Source organism: Lysobacter korlensis, from assembly GCF_042434515.1.
The window spans coordinates 46,265-61,872 of record NZ_JBHLTG010000014.1; the positions used below are offsets into that span (position 1 = coordinate 46,265).

Annotated in this window: 16 protein-coding genes; 9 read left to right on the top strand and 7 right to left on the bottom strand. The window is 68.9% G+C overall.

All coding sequences use genetic code 11. The features are described from left to right. The first annotated feature begins 4 nt into the window (after window positions 1-4). Genes atpD through ACFFGH_RS32015 form a run of 3 tightly spaced genes read left to right on the top strand, consistent with a single transcriptional unit; the run spans window position 5 to window position 2,551 of the window. Window positions 5-1,510, top strand: coding sequence for a F0F1 ATP synthase subunit beta (gene atpD / locus ACFFGH_RS32005; RefSeq protein ID WP_446686186.1), 1,506 nt, complete (start codon window positions 5-7; stop codon window positions 1,508-1,510). 2 nt (window positions 1,511-1,512) lie between these two features. Then, on the top strand, window positions 1,513-1,773 hold the full coding sequence (locus tag ACFFGH_RS32010; RefSeq protein WP_386676542.1) for a F0F1 ATP synthase subunit epsilon: 261 nt from the start codon (window positions 1,513-1,515) through the stop codon (window positions 1,771-1,773). A gap of 31 nt (window positions 1,774-1,804) precedes the next feature. Beyond that, window positions 1,805-2,551, top strand: a complete 747-nt coding sequence (locus tag ACFFGH_RS32015) for a YaaA family protein (protein ID WP_386676544.1) — start codon at window positions 1,805-1,807, stop codon at window positions 2,549-2,551. Between the two features lie 103 nt (window positions 2,552-2,654). Here ACFFGH_RS32015 and ACFFGH_RS32020 read toward each other — a convergent pair whose 3' ends face one another. The 3 genes from ACFFGH_RS32020 to ACFFGH_RS32030 form a co-directional block, all read right to left on the bottom strand. Then, window positions 2,655-3,086, bottom strand: coding sequence for a YgdI/YgdR family lipoprotein (locus ACFFGH_RS32020; RefSeq protein ID WP_386676546.1), 432 nt, complete (start codon window positions 3,084-3,086; stop codon window positions 2,655-2,657). Between the two features lie 101 nt (window positions 3,087-3,187). Further along, on the bottom strand, window positions 3,188-3,769 hold the full coding sequence (locus tag ACFFGH_RS32025) for a DNA-3-methyladenine glycosylase I (protein ID WP_386676547.1): 582 nt from the start codon (window positions 3,767-3,769) through the stop codon (window positions 3,188-3,190). A 13-nt stretch (window positions 3,770-3,782) separates the two neighbouring features. After that, window positions 3,783-4,289: a methylated-DNA--[protein]-cysteine S-methyltransferase gene (locus tag ACFFGH_RS32030; protein ID WP_386676549.1), complete on the bottom strand. Its 507-nt coding sequence runs from the start codon at window positions 4,287-4,289 to the stop codon at window positions 3,783-3,785. 93 nt (window positions 4,290-4,382) lie between these two features. On the opposite strand from ACFFGH_RS32030, the gene ACFFGH_RS32035 reads away from it, so the two are divergent. Continuing rightward, complete coding sequence (locus ACFFGH_RS32035; RefSeq protein WP_386676551.1) at window positions 4,383-5,357, top strand: aldo/keto reductase; 975 nt, start codon at window positions 4,383-4,385, stop codon at window positions 5,355-5,357. Here ACFFGH_RS32035 and ACFFGH_RS32040 read toward each other — a convergent pair. The 4 genes from ACFFGH_RS32040 to ACFFGH_RS32055 form a co-directional block, all read right to left on the bottom strand. Beyond that, the gene (locus ACFFGH_RS32040; protein ID WP_386676553.1) at window positions 5,354-5,917 is read right to left on the bottom strand and encodes a TspO/MBR family protein; all 564 of its coding nucleotides are present in this window, start codon (window positions 5,915-5,917) and stop codon (window positions 5,354-5,356) included. The two genes, ACFFGH_RS32035 and ACFFGH_RS32040, sit on opposite strands and share 4 nt — an antisense overlap. A 129-nt stretch (window positions 5,918-6,046) precedes the next feature. After that, entirely contained in the window at window positions 6,047-7,510 is a 1,464-nt protein-coding gene (locus ACFFGH_RS32045; protein WP_386676555.1) for an NAD(P)/FAD-dependent oxidoreductase, read from the bottom strand. Then, on the bottom strand, window positions 7,495-8,883 hold the full coding sequence (locus tag ACFFGH_RS32050) for an aspartate aminotransferase family protein (protein ID WP_386676557.1): 1,389 nt from the start codon (window positions 8,881-8,883) through the stop codon (window positions 7,495-7,497). The genes ACFFGH_RS32045 and ACFFGH_RS32050 overlap by 16 nt, the downstream gene beginning before the upstream one ends. 17 nt (window positions 8,884-8,900) lie before the next feature. Continuing rightward, window positions 8,901-9,398 (bottom strand): Lrp/AsnC family transcriptional regulator, encoded by a 498-nt coding sequence (locus ACFFGH_RS32055; protein ID WP_386676559.1) that lies wholly within the window; start codon window positions 9,396-9,398, stop codon window positions 8,901-8,903. 113 nt (window positions 9,399-9,511) lie between these two features. Between ACFFGH_RS32055 and ACFFGH_RS32060 the strand changes: the two genes are divergently transcribed. The 5 genes from ACFFGH_RS32060 (at window position 9,512) to ACFFGH_RS32080 (ending at window position 15,608) form a co-directional block, all read left to right on the top strand. After that, on the top strand, window positions 9,512-10,957 hold the full coding sequence (locus ACFFGH_RS32060; RefSeq protein ID WP_386676561.1) for a gamma-aminobutyraldehyde dehydrogenase: 1,446 nt from the start codon (window positions 9,512-9,514) through the stop codon (window positions 10,955-10,957). 60 nt (window positions 10,958-11,017) lie between these two features. Next, a complete protein-coding gene (locus ACFFGH_RS32065; protein ID WP_386676562.1) occupies window positions 11,018-11,566 on the top strand; it encodes an FHA domain-containing protein in 549 nt (182 codons plus the stop codon). A 25-nt stretch (window positions 11,567-11,591) separates the two neighbouring features. Then, window positions 11,592-12,410, top strand: a complete 819-nt coding sequence (locus tag ACFFGH_RS32070; RefSeq protein WP_386676564.1) for a PP2C family protein-serine/threonine phosphatase — start codon at window positions 11,592-11,594, stop codon at window positions 12,408-12,410. 95 nt (window positions 12,411-12,505) lie between these two features. Next, entirely contained in the window at window positions 12,506-13,969 is a 1,464-nt protein-coding gene (locus tag ACFFGH_RS32075) for an HNH endonuclease signature motif containing protein (RefSeq protein WP_386676566.1), read from the top strand. A gap of 256 nt (window positions 13,970-14,225) precedes the next feature. Further along, on the top strand, window positions 14,226-15,608 hold the full coding sequence (locus ACFFGH_RS32080; protein WP_386676568.1) for a serine/threonine-protein kinase: 1,383 nt from the start codon (window positions 14,226-14,228) through the stop codon (window positions 15,606-15,608).

Below are 15,608 nucleotides of genomic sequence, written 5' to 3' on the forward strand. Positions count from 1 at the left end.
CATCATGAGCACCACAGTCCCCGCAGACCAAAAGCCGGCCACGCGCACGCGCAGCGCGCAGCACTCCAGTGAGCGCATCTCCGACACCGTCGCAGGTCTCGGTCGCATCGCCCGCGTCACCGGTCCGGTGGTCGACATCGAGTTCCCGCACGACTCGATCCCGGAGATCTACAACGCGCTGAAGACCACCATCACGATCGGCGACACCTCGACCGAGATCACGCTCGAGGTGGCGCAGCACCTCGGTGACGACCTGGTCCGCGCCATCGCCCTGAAGCCGACGGACGGCCTGGTCCGCGGCCAGGAGGTGCGCGACACCGGCAACCCCATCTCCGTGCCCGTCGGCGACGTCACCAAGGGTCGCGTCTTCAACGTGATCGGCGAGGTGCTGAACGCGGAGCCCGGTGAGACCATCGAGATCACCGAGCGCTGGCCGATCCACCGCAAGCCGCCGGCGTTCGACCAGCTCGAGTCCAAGACGCAGCTCTTCGAGACCGGCATCAAGGTCATCGACCTGCTCACCCCCTACGTGCTCGGCGGCAAGATCGGCCTCTTCGGAGGCGCGGGCGTCGGCAAGACGGTCCTCATCCAGGAGATGATCCAGCGCGTCGCGCAGGACCACGGTGGTGTGTCGGTGTTCGCCGGTGTCGGTGAGCGCACCCGTGAGGGCAACGACCTCATCCACGAGATGGAGGAGGCGGGCGTCTTCGACAAGACGGCCCTCGTCTTCGGCCAGATGGACGAGCCGCCCGGAACGCGCCTTCGCGTCGCCCTCTCTGCGCTGACCATGGCGGAGTACTTCCGCGACGTGCAGAAGCAGGACGTGCTGCTCTTCGTCGACAACATCTTCCGCTTCACGCAGGCGGGCTCCGAGGTGTCGACCCTGCTCGGCCGCATGCCGTCCGCCGTGGGCTACCAGCCGAACCTGGCGGACGAGATGGGCATCCTGCAGGAGCGCATCACCTCGACCCGTGGCCACTCGATCACCTCGCTGCAGGCCATCTACGTGCCCGCCGACGACTACACCGACCCGGCACCGGCGACGACCTTCGCGCACCTCGACGCCACGACGGAGCTCAGCCGCGAGATCGCGTCGCGCGGCCTCTACCCGGCCGTCGACCCGCTGTCGTCGACCAGCCGCATCATGGACCCCCGCTACCTGGGCGACGACCACTACCGCGTGGCCACCAGCGTGAAGGCGATCCTGCAGAAGAACAAGGAGCTGCAGGAGATCATCGCCATCCTCGGTGTCGACGAGCTCTCCGAAGAGGACAAGATCACCGTGTCCCGTGCGCGGCGGATCCAGCAGTTCCTCTCGCAGAACACCTACATGGCGAAGAAGTTCACCGGTGTCGAGGGCTCCACGGTGCCGCTGAAGGACACCGTCGAGTCGTTCGACGCCATCGTGCGCGGTGACTTCGACCACGTGGCCGAGCAGGCGTTCTTCAACGTCGGATCGATCTCCGACGTCGAGGAGAAGTGGGCGCAGATCCAGAAGGAGAACGGCTGATCATGGCGGAGCTCTCCGTCAGCGTCGTCTCGGCGGACGCCGAGGTGTGGACCGGGCCGGCACGGCAGATCATCGCCCGCACCACCGAGGGCGAGATCGGCATCCTGCCCGGGCACGAGCCGATCCTCGCGATCCTCGCCAAGGGCGAGGTGCGGGTGACGACCCCCGACGGCGGGTCCGTCACCGCGAACGCCGAGGACGGCTTCCTCTCGGTGTCGCAGGACGTCGTGACGATCGTGGCGGGCAACGCAGAACTCGTCTGAGTTCTGCGTCGCCCGTTCGTTCGCCGCACCCGTGCTGCTGCTCCTTCCCCCGTCTGAGACCAAGCGCGACGGGGGAGACCCCGCGCGCTCGCTCGACCTCGGTGCGCTGTCCTTCCCGACGCTGACCCCGCCCCGCCGCGCGACCCTGGCGGCGCTCCGGCGGTTGTCGCGCAACCTCCAGGCCGCCACGCTCGGTCTGAAGCTCGGCGCGTCGCAGCGCTTCGAGGTCGACCGCAATCGCGTCCTCGGCTCGTCGCCGGTGCTGCCGGCGATCGAGCGGTACACCGGGGTGCTCTACGACGGCCTGGACGCGCAGAGTCTGGACCCCGCCGAGCGGTCCTTCGCCGCCGGGTCCGTCGCGATCGCGTCGGCGCTGTTCGGGCTGCTGAGAGCCGACGACCCGATCCCCGCGTACCGGCTGTCACACGATTCGCGACTGCCGGGCCTGTCGCTCAAGACCCACTGGAAGGGTCCGGTGTCCGCCGCGCTCGCGGAGGTGGAGGGGCCGCTGATCGATCTCCGGTCCGAAGGCTACGTGGCCCTCGGCCCCCTCCCGGACCGCCCGGATGCCGTCACGGTGCGCGTCGTCACCGAGGACGCAGGCGGGCAGCGGAAGGCGCTCAACCACTTCAACAAGAAGGCGAAGGGCGAGTTCACCCGCGCGGTGATCCGCGCGGGGGTGCGCCACGGGAGCGTCGAATCGCTGCTCGAGTGGGCGCCGAGCGCCGGCATCCGCTTCGTGCGCTCGGGGGATCGCACGCTCGACCTGATCGTCTGAGAAAGGGCCGGTGGTCGACGAGCGCCCTCTGGGGCGCGTCTCGAATCCACCTGCGTGGAGCCGTTCGCCGCAGTAGCGATGCGACGCGGTCTGCGTCAGTCCGTCAGTCGCTCACCTCTCCGCTGGCAACGAAGATCTCCGAGGTGATGCAGGCTTCCGGGACTCGCTCCCAGCCGCTCGTTCTTTCCGGTGAGTAGAAGCCGCCGCCCAGGCCGACCTCGTCGCCAACCCGAAGCACCGTGCCGTTCGGAAGGCCGACGACACCATCAGCGCTGAGGACCGTTCCGTAAGGGAATACGACCAGGATCCCGCCGGTGTCGGGGACCGTGACATTCAGGCATTCGCCGGTTCCCCACTCCAACCGCCCTTTCGCGAGCGCCTCCGGATGTGCGTCCGCCTGCTGTCCGGAGACAACGATGAGTCCACCATCCGACGTGCTGAGGACGCTTGGCGCAGATGAGCAGCCAGTCAGAGCAACACCCGCGATCAAGGGCACGGCCATCGCGCCCGCCGCTCGTACGAGCCACTGGGTCATGTGCGAATCATTCCAGTGCTGGAGCGCGTGCGTGGACTTCTCCGCGCGATGGTGCGATTCGCCGCTATCAGGAGTTCGGAGACGCCCGCTGGGCGGGTTCCTCAGGCACCGGCCGATCGCCAGCAACCCCTGACGTGATCGTCCACGAGGCCGGCGGACTGCATCAGCGCGTACATCGTTGTGGGCCCGACGAAGCGGAGGCCCAGCTTCTTGAGCGACTTGCTCAGCGCCACCGATTCCGGTGTGATCGCGGGGATGTCGGCCATCGACTCCGGCCGGCGGTGCTGGGCGGGCGCGTGCGACCAGATCAGCTCGTCGAGCGCACCGGGCCGCTCGGCCACCAGGTCGCGGACCACGCGCGCGTTGGCGATGGTCGACTCGATCTTGGCCCGGTTGCGGATGATGCGGGTCTCCTGCATCAGCCGCTCCACGTCGTCTTCCGCGAACGCGGCGACCCGGTCGAGCTCGAAGCCTTCGAACACCTCCCGGAACGCCGGCCGCCTGCGGAGGATCGTGATCCACGACAGCCCCGCCTGAAATCCCTCGAGGCTCAGCTTCTCGAACAGCGGGCGGTCGCCGTGCAGCGGAACGCCCCACTCCTCGTCGTGGTACCGGCGGTACTCATCGTCGGCGTTGGCCCAGGCGCAGCGAAGGCGGCCGTCGGGGCCCTGTGCCGCGGTCAAATCCGGACCGCCGTCATACGCGGTGCTCGATCCCCTCGTGGTCGAGCAGCCACACCTTGGTCGGGATGCCGTTGCCGCCGCTGTAGCCGGTGATCCGGCGGTTGGAGGCGAGCACCCGGTGGCACGGAACCAGAATCGGAACGGGATTCGCCCCGACGGCGCCGCCGACCGCCCGGCCTGCGGTGGGTCGTCCGGTGGTCCGGCCGATCTCGCCGTAGGACGCCACTGCACCGAACGGCAGCGTGCCGAGATACTGCCAGACGGCTCGCTGGAACTCGGTGCCGCGGGCGACGACGGGCACGTCGAACGAGCGGCGGCCGCCCTCGAAATACTCCGTGAGCTGCGTCACCGCAGTGTCGAGCACGTCGTCGCCGCGCTCCGTCTGGTCGTCCAGGGGGAGGACCCCCTGGCGCTCGATGACGAGGGAGGTGACGGCGCTGCCGTCGCCGGTGACGAGGATCCGTCCGATGGGGCTGTCCATGCGACGGAGGGACTGGGCGGTGGGTGCCGGAGCGAGCATGCCTCGACTGTAGCCCGCGGCGCCGACGTCGACTGGCGGGTATCGGACGCGGGGGATTCCAACCCGCCCAGGCGGGCAGTGGAGGATAGGACCATGGAATTCCGCACCGTCGGCCGATCCGGCCTCAGAGTCTCCGCCGTCGGCCTCGGCTGCAACAACCTGGGCCGCTCCGGCACCGCCACCGAGTCGAGAGAGGGCTCGCAAGCGGTCGTCTCGGCCGCTCTGGACGCCGGCATCACGTTCTTCGACACGGCGGATGTCTACGGCAAGGAGTACGGGCTGAGCGAGACGATGCTCGGTCATGCACTCGAGGGCAAGCGCGACCAGGTCGTGGTCGCGACGAAGTTCGGGCACGCGGACATCCCCTCGCCGCTCTCGTCGTGGGGTGCCGGAGGCTCCCGACGCCACATCCGCCTCGCCGTCGAAGGGTCGTTGCGGCGACTGCGCACCGACTGGATCGACCTCTACCAGCTGCACACGCCGGACGCGGTCACCCCGATCGACGAGACCCTCGAGGCGCTCGACGAGCTGGTGAAGGAGGGCAAGATCCGCTATCTCGGCAACTCCAACTTCACCGCATGGCAGGTGGCTGAGGCGGAGTTCACCGCGCGTGCGCGCGGCACCGAGCGGTTCATCTCGGCGCAGAACGAGTACAGCATGCTGCGGCGCCATGGCGTCGAACGAGAGCTCCTGCCGGCGATCGAGCGGTACCAGATCGGCCTGCTGCCGTACTTCCCGCTCTACAACGGCCTGCTCACCGGGAAGTTCACCCGGGAGGGCGGCCCGGACGACTCCCGCATCATGCGGCAGCGGCGCCAGCTGCTCGAGAGCGCGCCTTGGGATGTGCTCGACGCCTACGAGTCGTTCTGCCGGAAGCGCGGCATCCCGATGCTCGCCGCCACGTTCGGCTGGCTGCTCAGCCGCCCGCAGGTGCCGAGCGTGATCGCCGGGGCGACGACACCGGAGCAGGTGAGCACCAACGCCGAGGCGGGCGGCTCATGGAGCCCGGGCGCCGACGACCTGGCAGAGCTGGACGAACTGTTCTCGGAGGACGCTCCGGGGCTCTAGCCGGCAACGACCTCGTTCAGGACGCCGAGGAAGATGTTGTTCGACAGGGCGTATACGCACCACGCCAAGTAGGGCAGCAGCATCAGCGCCGCGCCCCGGTTGATGTGCCAGAACTCGCGGATCATGGTGATCACCGTGACGATGAGCAGCGACATGATGACCGCGGCGAGCCAGATCGCCGTCTCCCCGAGCCGCACGGTGAGCGAGAGCAGCACCGGGCGCCACAGCGCGTTGAGGACGAGTTGGGTGAAGTAGAGCGACAGGGCGCCGGTGACGCGGCGCCGGTGGCGCTCGCGCCAGACCAGCCACGCCGCCACCGACGTGAGGATGTGCACGATCGTCCAGAATGAGCTGGCCGCCCAGAACGGCAGCACCAGCGGGGACTTGCGGGCGGTGGCGTACCAGCCCTCGACGGCCGGCTGCGTGATGATGTTGCCGAAGAGCACCACGGCGAACGAGAGGATGAGCAGCCCGGCGAGCACGATCGCGGAGCGCCGGCGCTCTGCCGGGTCGTCTGCATCGGCGGGCTCGACGCCCGCCGCCGTGTTCTGAACGCTCACCCGCATCCCTGTTTCTCGCTGCGGGCGGAATAGCCCGGTGCCGATACTACCTGTGCGGCGGTGTCGTCCAGACAGGACGCGGGTGTCGCGCCGTCCAGTCTCCGGGCTGCACCCGGGGCTCCGCTGCGGCTACTTGCCGACGAGCGGCCCGATCAGCCGCGCCGCGACGGAGGGCCGGCGGGTGATCCGCTCCTCGACATCCGCCGCGGCCATGCCGACGAGTCCGGCGTTCGCTCCGATGAAGCGCAGCGGCTCGGGCTCCCAGCGTGGTGACGCGTGGTTCACCCAGGGGAGGCGCGTGAGGTCGCTCTCCGTGCCGCTGAGCAGATCGGCGAGGGTGCGGCCGGCGAGGTTCGTGGTGCTGAGGCCGTCGCCGACGTATCCGCCCGCCCGGCCGATGCGTGTGGCCGGGTCGAAGGCGACCGACGCGTGCCAGTCCCGCGGGATGCCGAGCGGGCCGCCCCACCGGTGCGTGATCGCCGCATCCGCGACCGGGGGGAAGAGGTCGACCAGTGTGTTCCACAGCCGGCGGAACACACGGTCCACGCGGTCGTAATCGGCACGGATGTCGCTGCCCCAGTGGTACCTCGCCCCGCGGCCACCGAAGGCGATCCGGTCGTCTGCGGTCCGCTGACCGTAGATGAGGAGGTGCCGGTAGTCGGTGAACGTCTGCCCGTGCTCGATGCCGATCTCGTCCCAGACCTCCGCAGGCAGCGGCTCGGTGGCGATCATCAGCGAGTACAGCGGCAGCACCGTCCGACGCGTCTTCGGAAGCGCGGCGCCGTACCCCTCCGTCGCCACCACGACGGATTCCGCGCGCACGATGCCGCGGGTGGTGCGCACCGCGCCGGGCCGCCAGTCGAGCACCTCCGTCTGCTCCGCGATCCGCACGCCCCGCTCCTCGAGGGAGCGGGCGAGTCCACGCACGAGCTTGGCCGGATGCAGTCGGGCGCAGTTCGGGTCGAAGACGTGGGAACGGTCGCTCAGACGCTCGAATCTGTGCAGCTCCGGCAGCTCCTCGACACGTCGAGGCCGCCGGCGGCCGGAGCCTGCGTCATGCAGCTCCAGCGGGTCGACCCCGTACCGCTCGGCCTCTGCGACGTCGGCCCTCGCGGCCGTGAGCTGCGCCTGCGACCGCGCGAAGGCGAGGGTGCCGCCCTTCACGAAGTCGCAGTCGATGCCGAGCTCTCCGCTGACCCGCCCGACCTCGTCGACGGTGGCGATCGTCGCGCGACGCATCGCCAGCGCCTGCTCCAGGCCGTGCATGCGGGCGAGCGCCGCGGTCGACTTCGGGAAGAGCGCGCTGCACCAGCCGCCGTTGCGTCCGGAGGCGCCGAACCCGGCGATGTCGCGCTCCAGGATGAGGATGCGTGCGCCGGGGGAGCGTTCGAGCAGATAGTGGGCCGTCCACAACCCGGTGAGGCCGCCGCCGAGAATCGCGACGTCGACCGCGGTCTTCCCGTCGAGCGGGGCGCGCGGGGTCAAGTCGTCCGGCACGGTGTCGTGCCAGAGGCTCAGCTGCCGGTAGGGGGCGGCCGGCGCGCGGTCCGCATCCCGGGTGGCGGCGTGCGGGCTGCTCAGAGGTGTGTCCACGCTTCGGTGAGCACCCCGCGGAGGATCTGCTCGATCTCGGTGAATTCGGTTGGTCCGCAGGTCAGTGGTGGGGCGAGTTGGACGACGGGGTCGCCGCGGTCGTCGGCTCGACAGTAGAGGCCGGCGTCGAACAGGGCTTTGGAGAGGAACCCGCGCAGCAGCCGCTCGGACTCGTCGTCGTTGAAGGTCTCCTTGGTGGTCTTGTCTTTCACGAGCTCGATGCCGAAGAAGTAGCCGTCGCCGCGGACGTCGCCGACGATGGGCAGGTCGAGCAGCTGCTCGAGGGTGGCGCGGAACAGCGGCGAGTTCTTCCGGACCCGCTCGTTGAGCTGCTCCTCCTCGAAGATGTCCAGGTTCGCCAGCGCCACCGCTGCGGAGACCGGGTGCCCGCCGAAGGTGTAGCCGTGGTAGAACGAGGTCTGCCCGTGCTTGAACGGCTCATAGATGCGGTCCGAGACGATCGTCGCCCCGATCGGGGAGTAGCCGCTGGTCATCCCCTTCGCGCAGGTGATCATGTCCGGCACATACCCGTACTCGTCGCAGGCGAACATGTGCCCGATCCGGCCGAACGCGCAGATCACCTCGTCGCTGACCAGCAGCACGTCGTACTGGTCGCAGATCTCCCGCACCCGCGCGAAATACCCCGGCGGCGGCGGAAAGCATCCCCCGGAGTTCTGCACCGGCTCGAGGAACACCGCAGCGACCGTGTCCGGGCCCTCGAACAGGATCGCCTCCTCGATCCGGTTCGCCGCCCACAGCCCGAACGCCTCCAGGTCCTCGCCATGCTCGGGTGCGCGGTAGAAGTTCGTGTTCGGCACCCGGAACCCGCCCGGCACCAGCGGCTCGAACATCTCCTTCATCGCCGGGATCCCCGTGATCGCCAGCGCCCCCTGCGGAGTGCCGTGATACGCCACCGCCCGCGAGATCACCTTGTGCTTGGTGGGCTTGCCCTGCAGCTTCCAGTAATACTTCGCCAGCTTCCACGCGGTCTCCACCGCCTCACCACCGCCGGTGGAGAAGAACACCCGGTTCAGATCCCCCGGCGCGCCATCGGCGAGCCGGTCGGCGAGCTCGATCGCCGACGGATGCGCATACGACCAGAGCGGAAAGAACGCCAACTCCTCCGCCTGCCTCGCCGCGACCTCCGCAAGCCGCTTCCTGCCATGGCCCGCGTTCACCACGAACAACCCGCTCAACCCATCGATATACCGGCGGCCATGCGAATCCCAAATGTGGTGACCCTCACCCCGCGTGATGATCGGCACACCGTGCCCATCCTCCATCACCGACTGACGAGCGAAATGCATCCAGAGATGATCCCTCGCCTTCTGCTGCAACGCCGCATCACGCGCGTCGCTCGAAAAATCGGTCACCGACTGTTCCGTTGTTGTCATCGTGTTCCCCAGTTGTAGAACTGCTTGTGGAGCCGCAGGTAGACGAACGTCTCGGTCGAGAGCACGCCCTCGATGGCGCGAATGCGCTTGTTGAGCAGCTCGATGAGGTCGTCGTCGTTCTCGCAGACGACCTCGGCGAGCACGTCGAAGCTCCCGGCCGTGAGCACGACGTAGTCGACGCTCGGGATCCGGCCGAGCTCCTCTGCCACGGCGGTGGTGTCGCCGGTGACCTTGAGGCCGATCATGGCCTGACGGTAGAAGCCGAGCTGCATGGGGTCGGTGACCGCCACGACCTGCATGACGCCGGCCTCGGTGAGCTTCTGCACCCGCTGGCGGACGGCGGCCTCGCTCAGTCCGACCGCCTTGCCGATCTCCGCGTAGGAGCGGCGGCCGTCCTCCTGGAGCTGCTCGATGATCGCCTTCGAAACGGCGTCGAGCTGCTGCGGACGGGACCCCGGCGAGCGTGGGCTCGAATTCGTCGGGGCGGCGTTCATCCTCCGATTCTGTCAGCGCGGAGCGCTCCCGACAAGCGATTCCGCACCAATCCACGCCCAGAGATGCGGAAAACGATAGTGGCGGGATGTCTGGGCGTAGGTAGTCTGGATGCATGACTGCGACGTCCACCCAGGAGCTGAAGAACTTCATCAACGGCGAGTACGTGCCGGCGCGCGCCGAGCGCCACTTCGACGTGGTCGACCCCGCGACGGAGGAGGTGTACGCCACTTCGCCGGTCTCCGGGTCCGAGGATGTCGACGCCGCCTACACGGCAGCGGCGGCCGCGTTCGAGGTGTGGGGCGACTCCACGCCGTCGGAACGTCAGCTCGCCCTCTTCCGGATCGCCGACGAGATGGAGAAGCGCGCCGACGAGTTCGCCGACCTCGAGTCCAGAGACACCGGTAAGCCGCGCGCCTCCCTCATCGACGACGAGATCCTCGTCTCGGTCGACCAGATCCGGTTCTTCGCCGGTGCCGCCCGCAACCTCGACGGCAAGGCGGCCGCCGAGTACATGAAGGACCACACCTCGGTCATCCGGCGTGAGCCGATCGGGGTCATCGGGCAGGTGACGCCCTGGAACTACCCGCTCAACATGGCGGTGTGGAAGTTCGCGCCCGCGGTCGCCGCGGGCAACACGACGGTGCTGAAGCCGAGCGACACGACCCCGTCGAGCACCTTGCTGCTCGCCGAGATCGCCGCGGGGTTCCTGCCGCCGGGAGTGCTCAACGTGATCACCGGCGACAAGACGACCGGCGCGCGGATGATCGAGCACAGCATCCCGCAGATGGTGTCGATCACCGGTTCGGTGCGCGCCGGCATGGAGGTCGCCCGCGCTGCCGCATCCGACCTCAAGCGGGTGCACCTGGAGCTCGGCGGCAAGGCCCCTGTGATCGTGTTCGACGACGCCGACATCCAGCGCGCCGTCGAGGGCATCGCGATCGCCGGCTACTTCAACGCCGGTCAGGACTGCACGGCCGCCACCCGGGTGCTGGTGCACGAGAGCGTCCACGACGAGTTCGTCGCGGAGATGGTGAAGTACGTGCGCGCCAATGTGCTCACGGGTGACCCGCACGACGAGAAGACCTTTTACGGACCGGTGAACAGCGAGACTCAGCTGACCCGTGTGAGCGGGATGGTGGACGCGCTGCCCGACCGGGCCAACATCGAGATCGGCGGCAAGCGGCAGGGCGACCGGGGATACTTCTACGAGCCGACCGTCGTGACGCGCCTCGAGCAGACGGACGACATCATCCAGAACGAGGTGTTCGGCCCGGTGGTGACGGTGCAGTCGTTCCGTGAGGAGTCGGACGCGCTCGCCCAGGCGAACGGCGTCGTCTACGGGCTGTCCTCGAGCGTCTGGACCCGGGACCACGGCCGCGCGATGCGCTTCGCGAAGCACCTCGATTTCGGCTGCGTGTGGATCAACACCCACATCCCGCTGGTCGCCGAGATGCCGCATGGCGGGTTCAAGCACTCCGGCTACGGCAAGGATCTCTCCGCGTACGGCTTCGACGACTACACGCGCATCAAGCACGTCATGTCGTACATCGGCGAGTAGCCGGGCTCCCGCTAGCGTTGGCGCCGGGGCGCGCCAGCCCCGGAAACGGGGGAGCGGGCGTTGACGGAGCCGGATCAGCAGGACACGATTCTTCGTCCTGACGCGATGTCGGTCGCGCTCGATTCGCCCGTGCCCGACGATGCGGCGTTCTTCGACCCCGACGATGAGCACACCGTCGTTCGCGACCCCACCGCGCCGGCGATCGCCGGCTCTGACGAGGCGGACGACGACGAGGAGGACGAGCCGCATCCCACCGAGGCGCTGCGCTTCCGCGTCTCGAACGGCGCGGCGCAAGTGCTGCTCGACGAGGACGTGCACATCGGCCGGAACCCGCGGCCGCCGCGCCTCGACCGCGGAACGCCGGTGCGGCTGCTGCGGGTGGACAGCCCGACCGGGGTGATCTCGTCGAGCCATCTCGGCCTCCGCCGCGTTGGATCGACAGCGGTGGCGGCGGACCTGATGTCGACGAATGGCACGGTGGTGTTTCTTCCCGGCTTCCCGCCGCGAAGGCTTCGACAAGGCGAGTCGGTGGTCGCTCCGCCGGGAACGCGCCTGGAGATCGGCGAGGGAATAGTGATCGAGGTCATCAGACCCAGCGCGCTCGGCTAGGCTCGGCTGTCGGAAAGGGAGCATTTTGACTCGACTCGGCCGCGACGCGTCGCGCCATATCGTGCGCATCCCTGGCAGCTCCGGCGGCCAGTTGGTGCTGTCGTGGGCTTCGTCGACCGATACGGGACACCGCCGGTCCGCGAACGAGGACAGCGTGCTCGCCGACTCCCCGATCTTCGCCGTCGCGGACGGCATGGGAGGCCACGCCGCCGGAGACCTCGCGAGCGCCGCCGTGGTGAACCGGCTGTCGGAGGCGCGCGAGGGCGAATTCGCCGAGCTCGGCCGGCTGATCGAAGCCCTCGAGGCAGCGACCGCCGACATCGACCGGGTGGCCGATGACAACGCCCTTGGAGTCGGCACCACGGTGACCGGCGCCGCACTCGTGATGCTGAACGAGGTGGCATCCTTCGCGGTGTTCAACATCGGCGACAGTCGGGTTTACCGCTTCTACGGCGGCGAGCTGTCGCAGATCACCGTCGACCACTCCGTCGTGCAGGAACTCGTCGACTCGGGAATCATCCACCCCGACGACGCGGAGTTCCACCCGGACAGCAACGTCATCACCCGCGCCGTCGGATTCAATGCGTCGCCGCATCCGGACTACTGGATGCTCGCCGCGGTTCCGGGCATGCGGCTTCTGCTCTGCTCCGATGGCCTCACCAAGGAAGTCGGCCGCGAGCGGCTGCGGCTGCACCTGGCTGCGGGCATGTCGCCGGAGGACACCGTCGCGGCCCTGATGGATGCGGCGCTCGCCGCGGGAGGCCGCGACAACGTGAGCCTCATCATCGTGGACGTGCTCGAGGCACCCGGCGCCGATCCGCAGGACACCGCGCCCCTGCGCTGACCTCTCCTCTCCTCCACAGGTGGCGCGAATGCGTCGCTGACCGGCAAATCTGTCGAAAGAAGCTCTCCACATTCGTTAGAACAAAGCTTCGATTCGTGGGAGAATGGAGGCATGCCCCGACTCCTCGAGACACTCGCCGAAGCGAGGTCGGTCACGTCTCGGCTGCCGGTCCAGGGGCGGAGTTCGGGCCGCTTGCGGACGACGAGCTGATGGAGGCGCAGCGGCTGCTGGCCGATATCGAGAGAAACGTCTCGGCCAGTGCTGCGGCGACCGCGGGTGAGATCGCGTGGCGGTCTCGGCCGGAGCTCGGGTATGCGGGTCTGGCGCAGCGCACCGGTGCTCGGACGCCGGAGTCGTTGGTGCAGCAGCTGACCGGCTCGACCGGTCGGGAGGCGGCCACCCTGGTGCGGGTGGGCAAGGTGATGCAGGAGGCGGAACTGTTGCCTCCGGCTCCCGATGGCGACACTCGGACGGAAGGGACGCCAACGGCTGAAGCGGCGGCGACGCCGTGGGATGGGACCGGCACGGCGTGGCTGGCACCGGTGGGGCGGGCGGTCGCGGCTGGGGCGCTTCCGGTGGTGGCGGCGGATGCGATTCGAACCGGGCTGGGCACTCCGAGCGAGGCGGTCACGATCGCGATGCTCACCGCGGCGGCGGAGCGGCTGGTGGCCGAGGCGGCCGGGTTGAATGCGGACTTGTTGCTGAAGCGGGCGCGGGCGGTGCGGGACGAGATCGACGCGGAGGGCATCGCGGTGCGGGAGGCGCAGCGGCATTCGCAACGGTATTTCAGAGTGGTCCGGCGGTCGGACGGGATGATCAAGGGCGACTTCCTGCTGGCACCGGAGTCCGGTGGTGCTGAGGTGCTGGAGACCTTCCAGTCGATCACCTCACCCCGGCGCGGTGGCCCCCGGTTCGTGGACCCGGCCGAGCAAGAGCGGGCGCAGCGGATCCTGGACGACGAGCGCACCCCGGAGCAGCAGCAGGCCGACGGGTTCGTCGAACTCCTCCGGCTCGGGGTCGCCGCCGACCCGCGGAATCTCTGCGGGGTGCGAAAGCCGGCGGTGCGGGTGCTGACCACCACCACGCCGGAGGGAACCGAGTTCGGCCGGATCGAAGGGCACCCCGACCCGGTATCCGGTCAGACGGTGGACCGGCACGTCTGCGAAGCCGGGATCCTCCCGATCCGGTTCGACCACGACGGGCAAGTCCTCAACGTCGGCCGCGAGCAGCGCCTGTTCACCACGGTGCAGCGAATCGCACTAGCCGCCAGGGACGGTGGCTGCCGGTTCCCCGGCTGCGACCGGCCACCGTCCTGGTGCGAAGCCCACCACATCAACGAATGGGAACGCGACGGCGGCCGAACCGATCTCGCCGACGGAATCCTGCTCTGCCGGCACCACCACCTGCTCATCCACAACAACGCCTGGCGCATCGAACGCGACCGGGCGAACTACTTCCTCATACCGCCACGGGAACGCGACCCCAACCAGACCCCCATCCCGATGCCGCCCAAAAGCCTCGCCCTCGCCGACCTGCAACGACGCAAACGCGCCGGCTGAACCGCCGGTCCAGGGGCTCGTGTACCTCCGTGCACGCATCAGGGGCACGTCACAGAACGAAACACGAGCGCGGAATGACACCTGTTTGACCGTTCACATGGCGCAATCCGGGCGACACGTCCCCCTTTAGGGGGGCCGGGGTGGACCATTCCGGTACTCTGCCCATGCCTACAATTGGGGTCAACCGGCGGGCGAGGGGGGTTCGGTGGCACGACGACTGCCATCCCGGCCGCCTGTGCTGCCCGGGTTCTCACACATGCACGTCCTCGGCTCGGGCGGATTCGCGGATGTGTTCCTGTACGAGCAGAACATGCCACGTCGACAGGTCGCTGTGAAGGTGATGCTGAGCGAGGTCGTCAACGACCAGGTGCGGCAGATGTTCCAGGCAGAGGCCAACCTGATGGCGCAGCTCAGCGCGCACCCCTCGATCCTCACCGTGTATCAGGCCGGGGTGTCCTCCGACGGGCGGCCCTACCTGGTCATGGAGCTCTGCTCGGCCGTCCTCTCGGACCGCTACCGCCGGGAGCCGCTCCCCGTGCCGGAGGTGCTCCGCATCGCCGTCCGCATCGGCAGCGCCATCGAGACGGCGCACCGCGCCGGTGTGCTGCACCGCGACATCAAGCCCTCCAACATCCTCACCACCGCCTACGGGCACCCCGTGCTGTCCGACTTCGGCATCGCCGCAACACTCAGCGAGGCGAAGCGTGAGGAGTCGGTGGGACTGTCCATCCCGTGGTCGGCGCCAGAAGTGCTGATGGACGAGACCTCCGGCACCGTCGCGTCCGAGGTGTGGTCCCTGGCGGCCACCGTCTACTCCCTGCTCGCCGGACGTTCCCCGTTCGAGATCCCGGACGGCAAGAACAGCTCCTCCGACCTCATGGCCCGCATCAACCGGGCGAAGCCGCAGCCCATCGGCCGGCCCGACGTGCCGGCGAGCCTTGAGAAAGTGCTCGCCACCGCGATGTCGAAGAAGCCGGAGCACCGCCCCACCTCGATCCTCGAGCTGGTCCGCGAGCTGCAGGCCATCGAGACGGAGCTCGGCGTGCCGCAGACCGCGGTCGAGGTCGCGATGGACGACTGGGCCCTCGGCGGTGTGGCCGAAGCCGAGGAGAAGACCCTCCTCCGCGGTGTCCCGGGTGCCGCACCCGTTCCAGCCGCCCGCAAGCGCCGCCGCGCCGCAGCATCCTCCGGTCACACCGGCGGTCAGGGCGGCGCCGTGATTCTCGAGTCCGAGGCGAGCTCGCCGAACGGACCCGTCGAGCGACCGGCGGCGAAGGGCCCGATGCCGCGTGCCACCCTGTGGGCGGCCATCGCGGGGGCCGTGCTGGTGCTGTCGCTCGCCGCGGTGACCACGATGCTGCTCCTTCGCGGATCGAGCAGCGACATCCCGGTGGTCTCCAACATCGCGGCCACCGAGACGGCCGGTGGGACCGTCGAGTTCTCCTGGGCCGACCCGGGGATCAGCGCCGCCGACACCTACCAGATTGCCGTGACCGGCGGCGCCTCGAGCATCCAGCGGAGCCCCGACTTCGTCGTCGACGCAGAGGCCGGCGACCGGGTCTGCATCACGGTCACGGTGAATCGCGGCGGAAAGACCGGGCCGAGCAGCACCGAGAAGTGCGTCGATGTCCAAGGCTGA

Excerpts from the sequence above, each read along its gene's own strand:
- atpD (WP_446686186.1), top strand. The coding sequence starts at position 5 with ATGAGCACCACAGTCCCCGCAGACCAAAAGCCGGCCACGCGCACGCGC.
- ACFFGH_RS32010 (WP_386676542.1), top strand. The coding sequence starts at position 1,513 with ATGGCGGAGCTCTCCGTCAGCGTCGTCTCGGCGGACGCCGAGGTGTGG.
- ACFFGH_RS32020 (WP_386676546.1), bottom strand. The coding sequence starts at position 3,086 with ATGACCCAGTGGCTCGTACGAGCGGCGGGCGCGATGGCCGTGCCCTTG.
- ACFFGH_RS32030 (WP_386676549.1), bottom strand. The coding sequence starts at position 4,289 with ATGCTCGCTCCGGCACCCACCGCCCAGTCCCTCCGTCGCATGGACAGC.
- ACFFGH_RS32035 (WP_386676551.1), top strand. The coding sequence starts at position 4,383 with ATGGAATTCCGCACCGTCGGCCGATCCGGCCTCAGAGTCTCCGCCGTC.
- ACFFGH_RS32055 (WP_386676559.1), bottom strand. The coding sequence starts at position 9,398 with ATGAACGCCGCCCCGACGAATTCGAGCCCACGCTCGCCGGGGTCCCGT.
- ACFFGH_RS32060 (WP_386676561.1), top strand. The coding sequence starts at position 9,512 with ATGACTGCGACGTCCACCCAGGAGCTGAAGAACTTCATCAACGGCGAG.
- ACFFGH_RS32080 (WP_386676568.1), top strand. The coding sequence starts at position 14,226 with ATGCACGTCCTCGGCTCGGGCGGATTCGCGGATGTGTTCCTGTACGAG.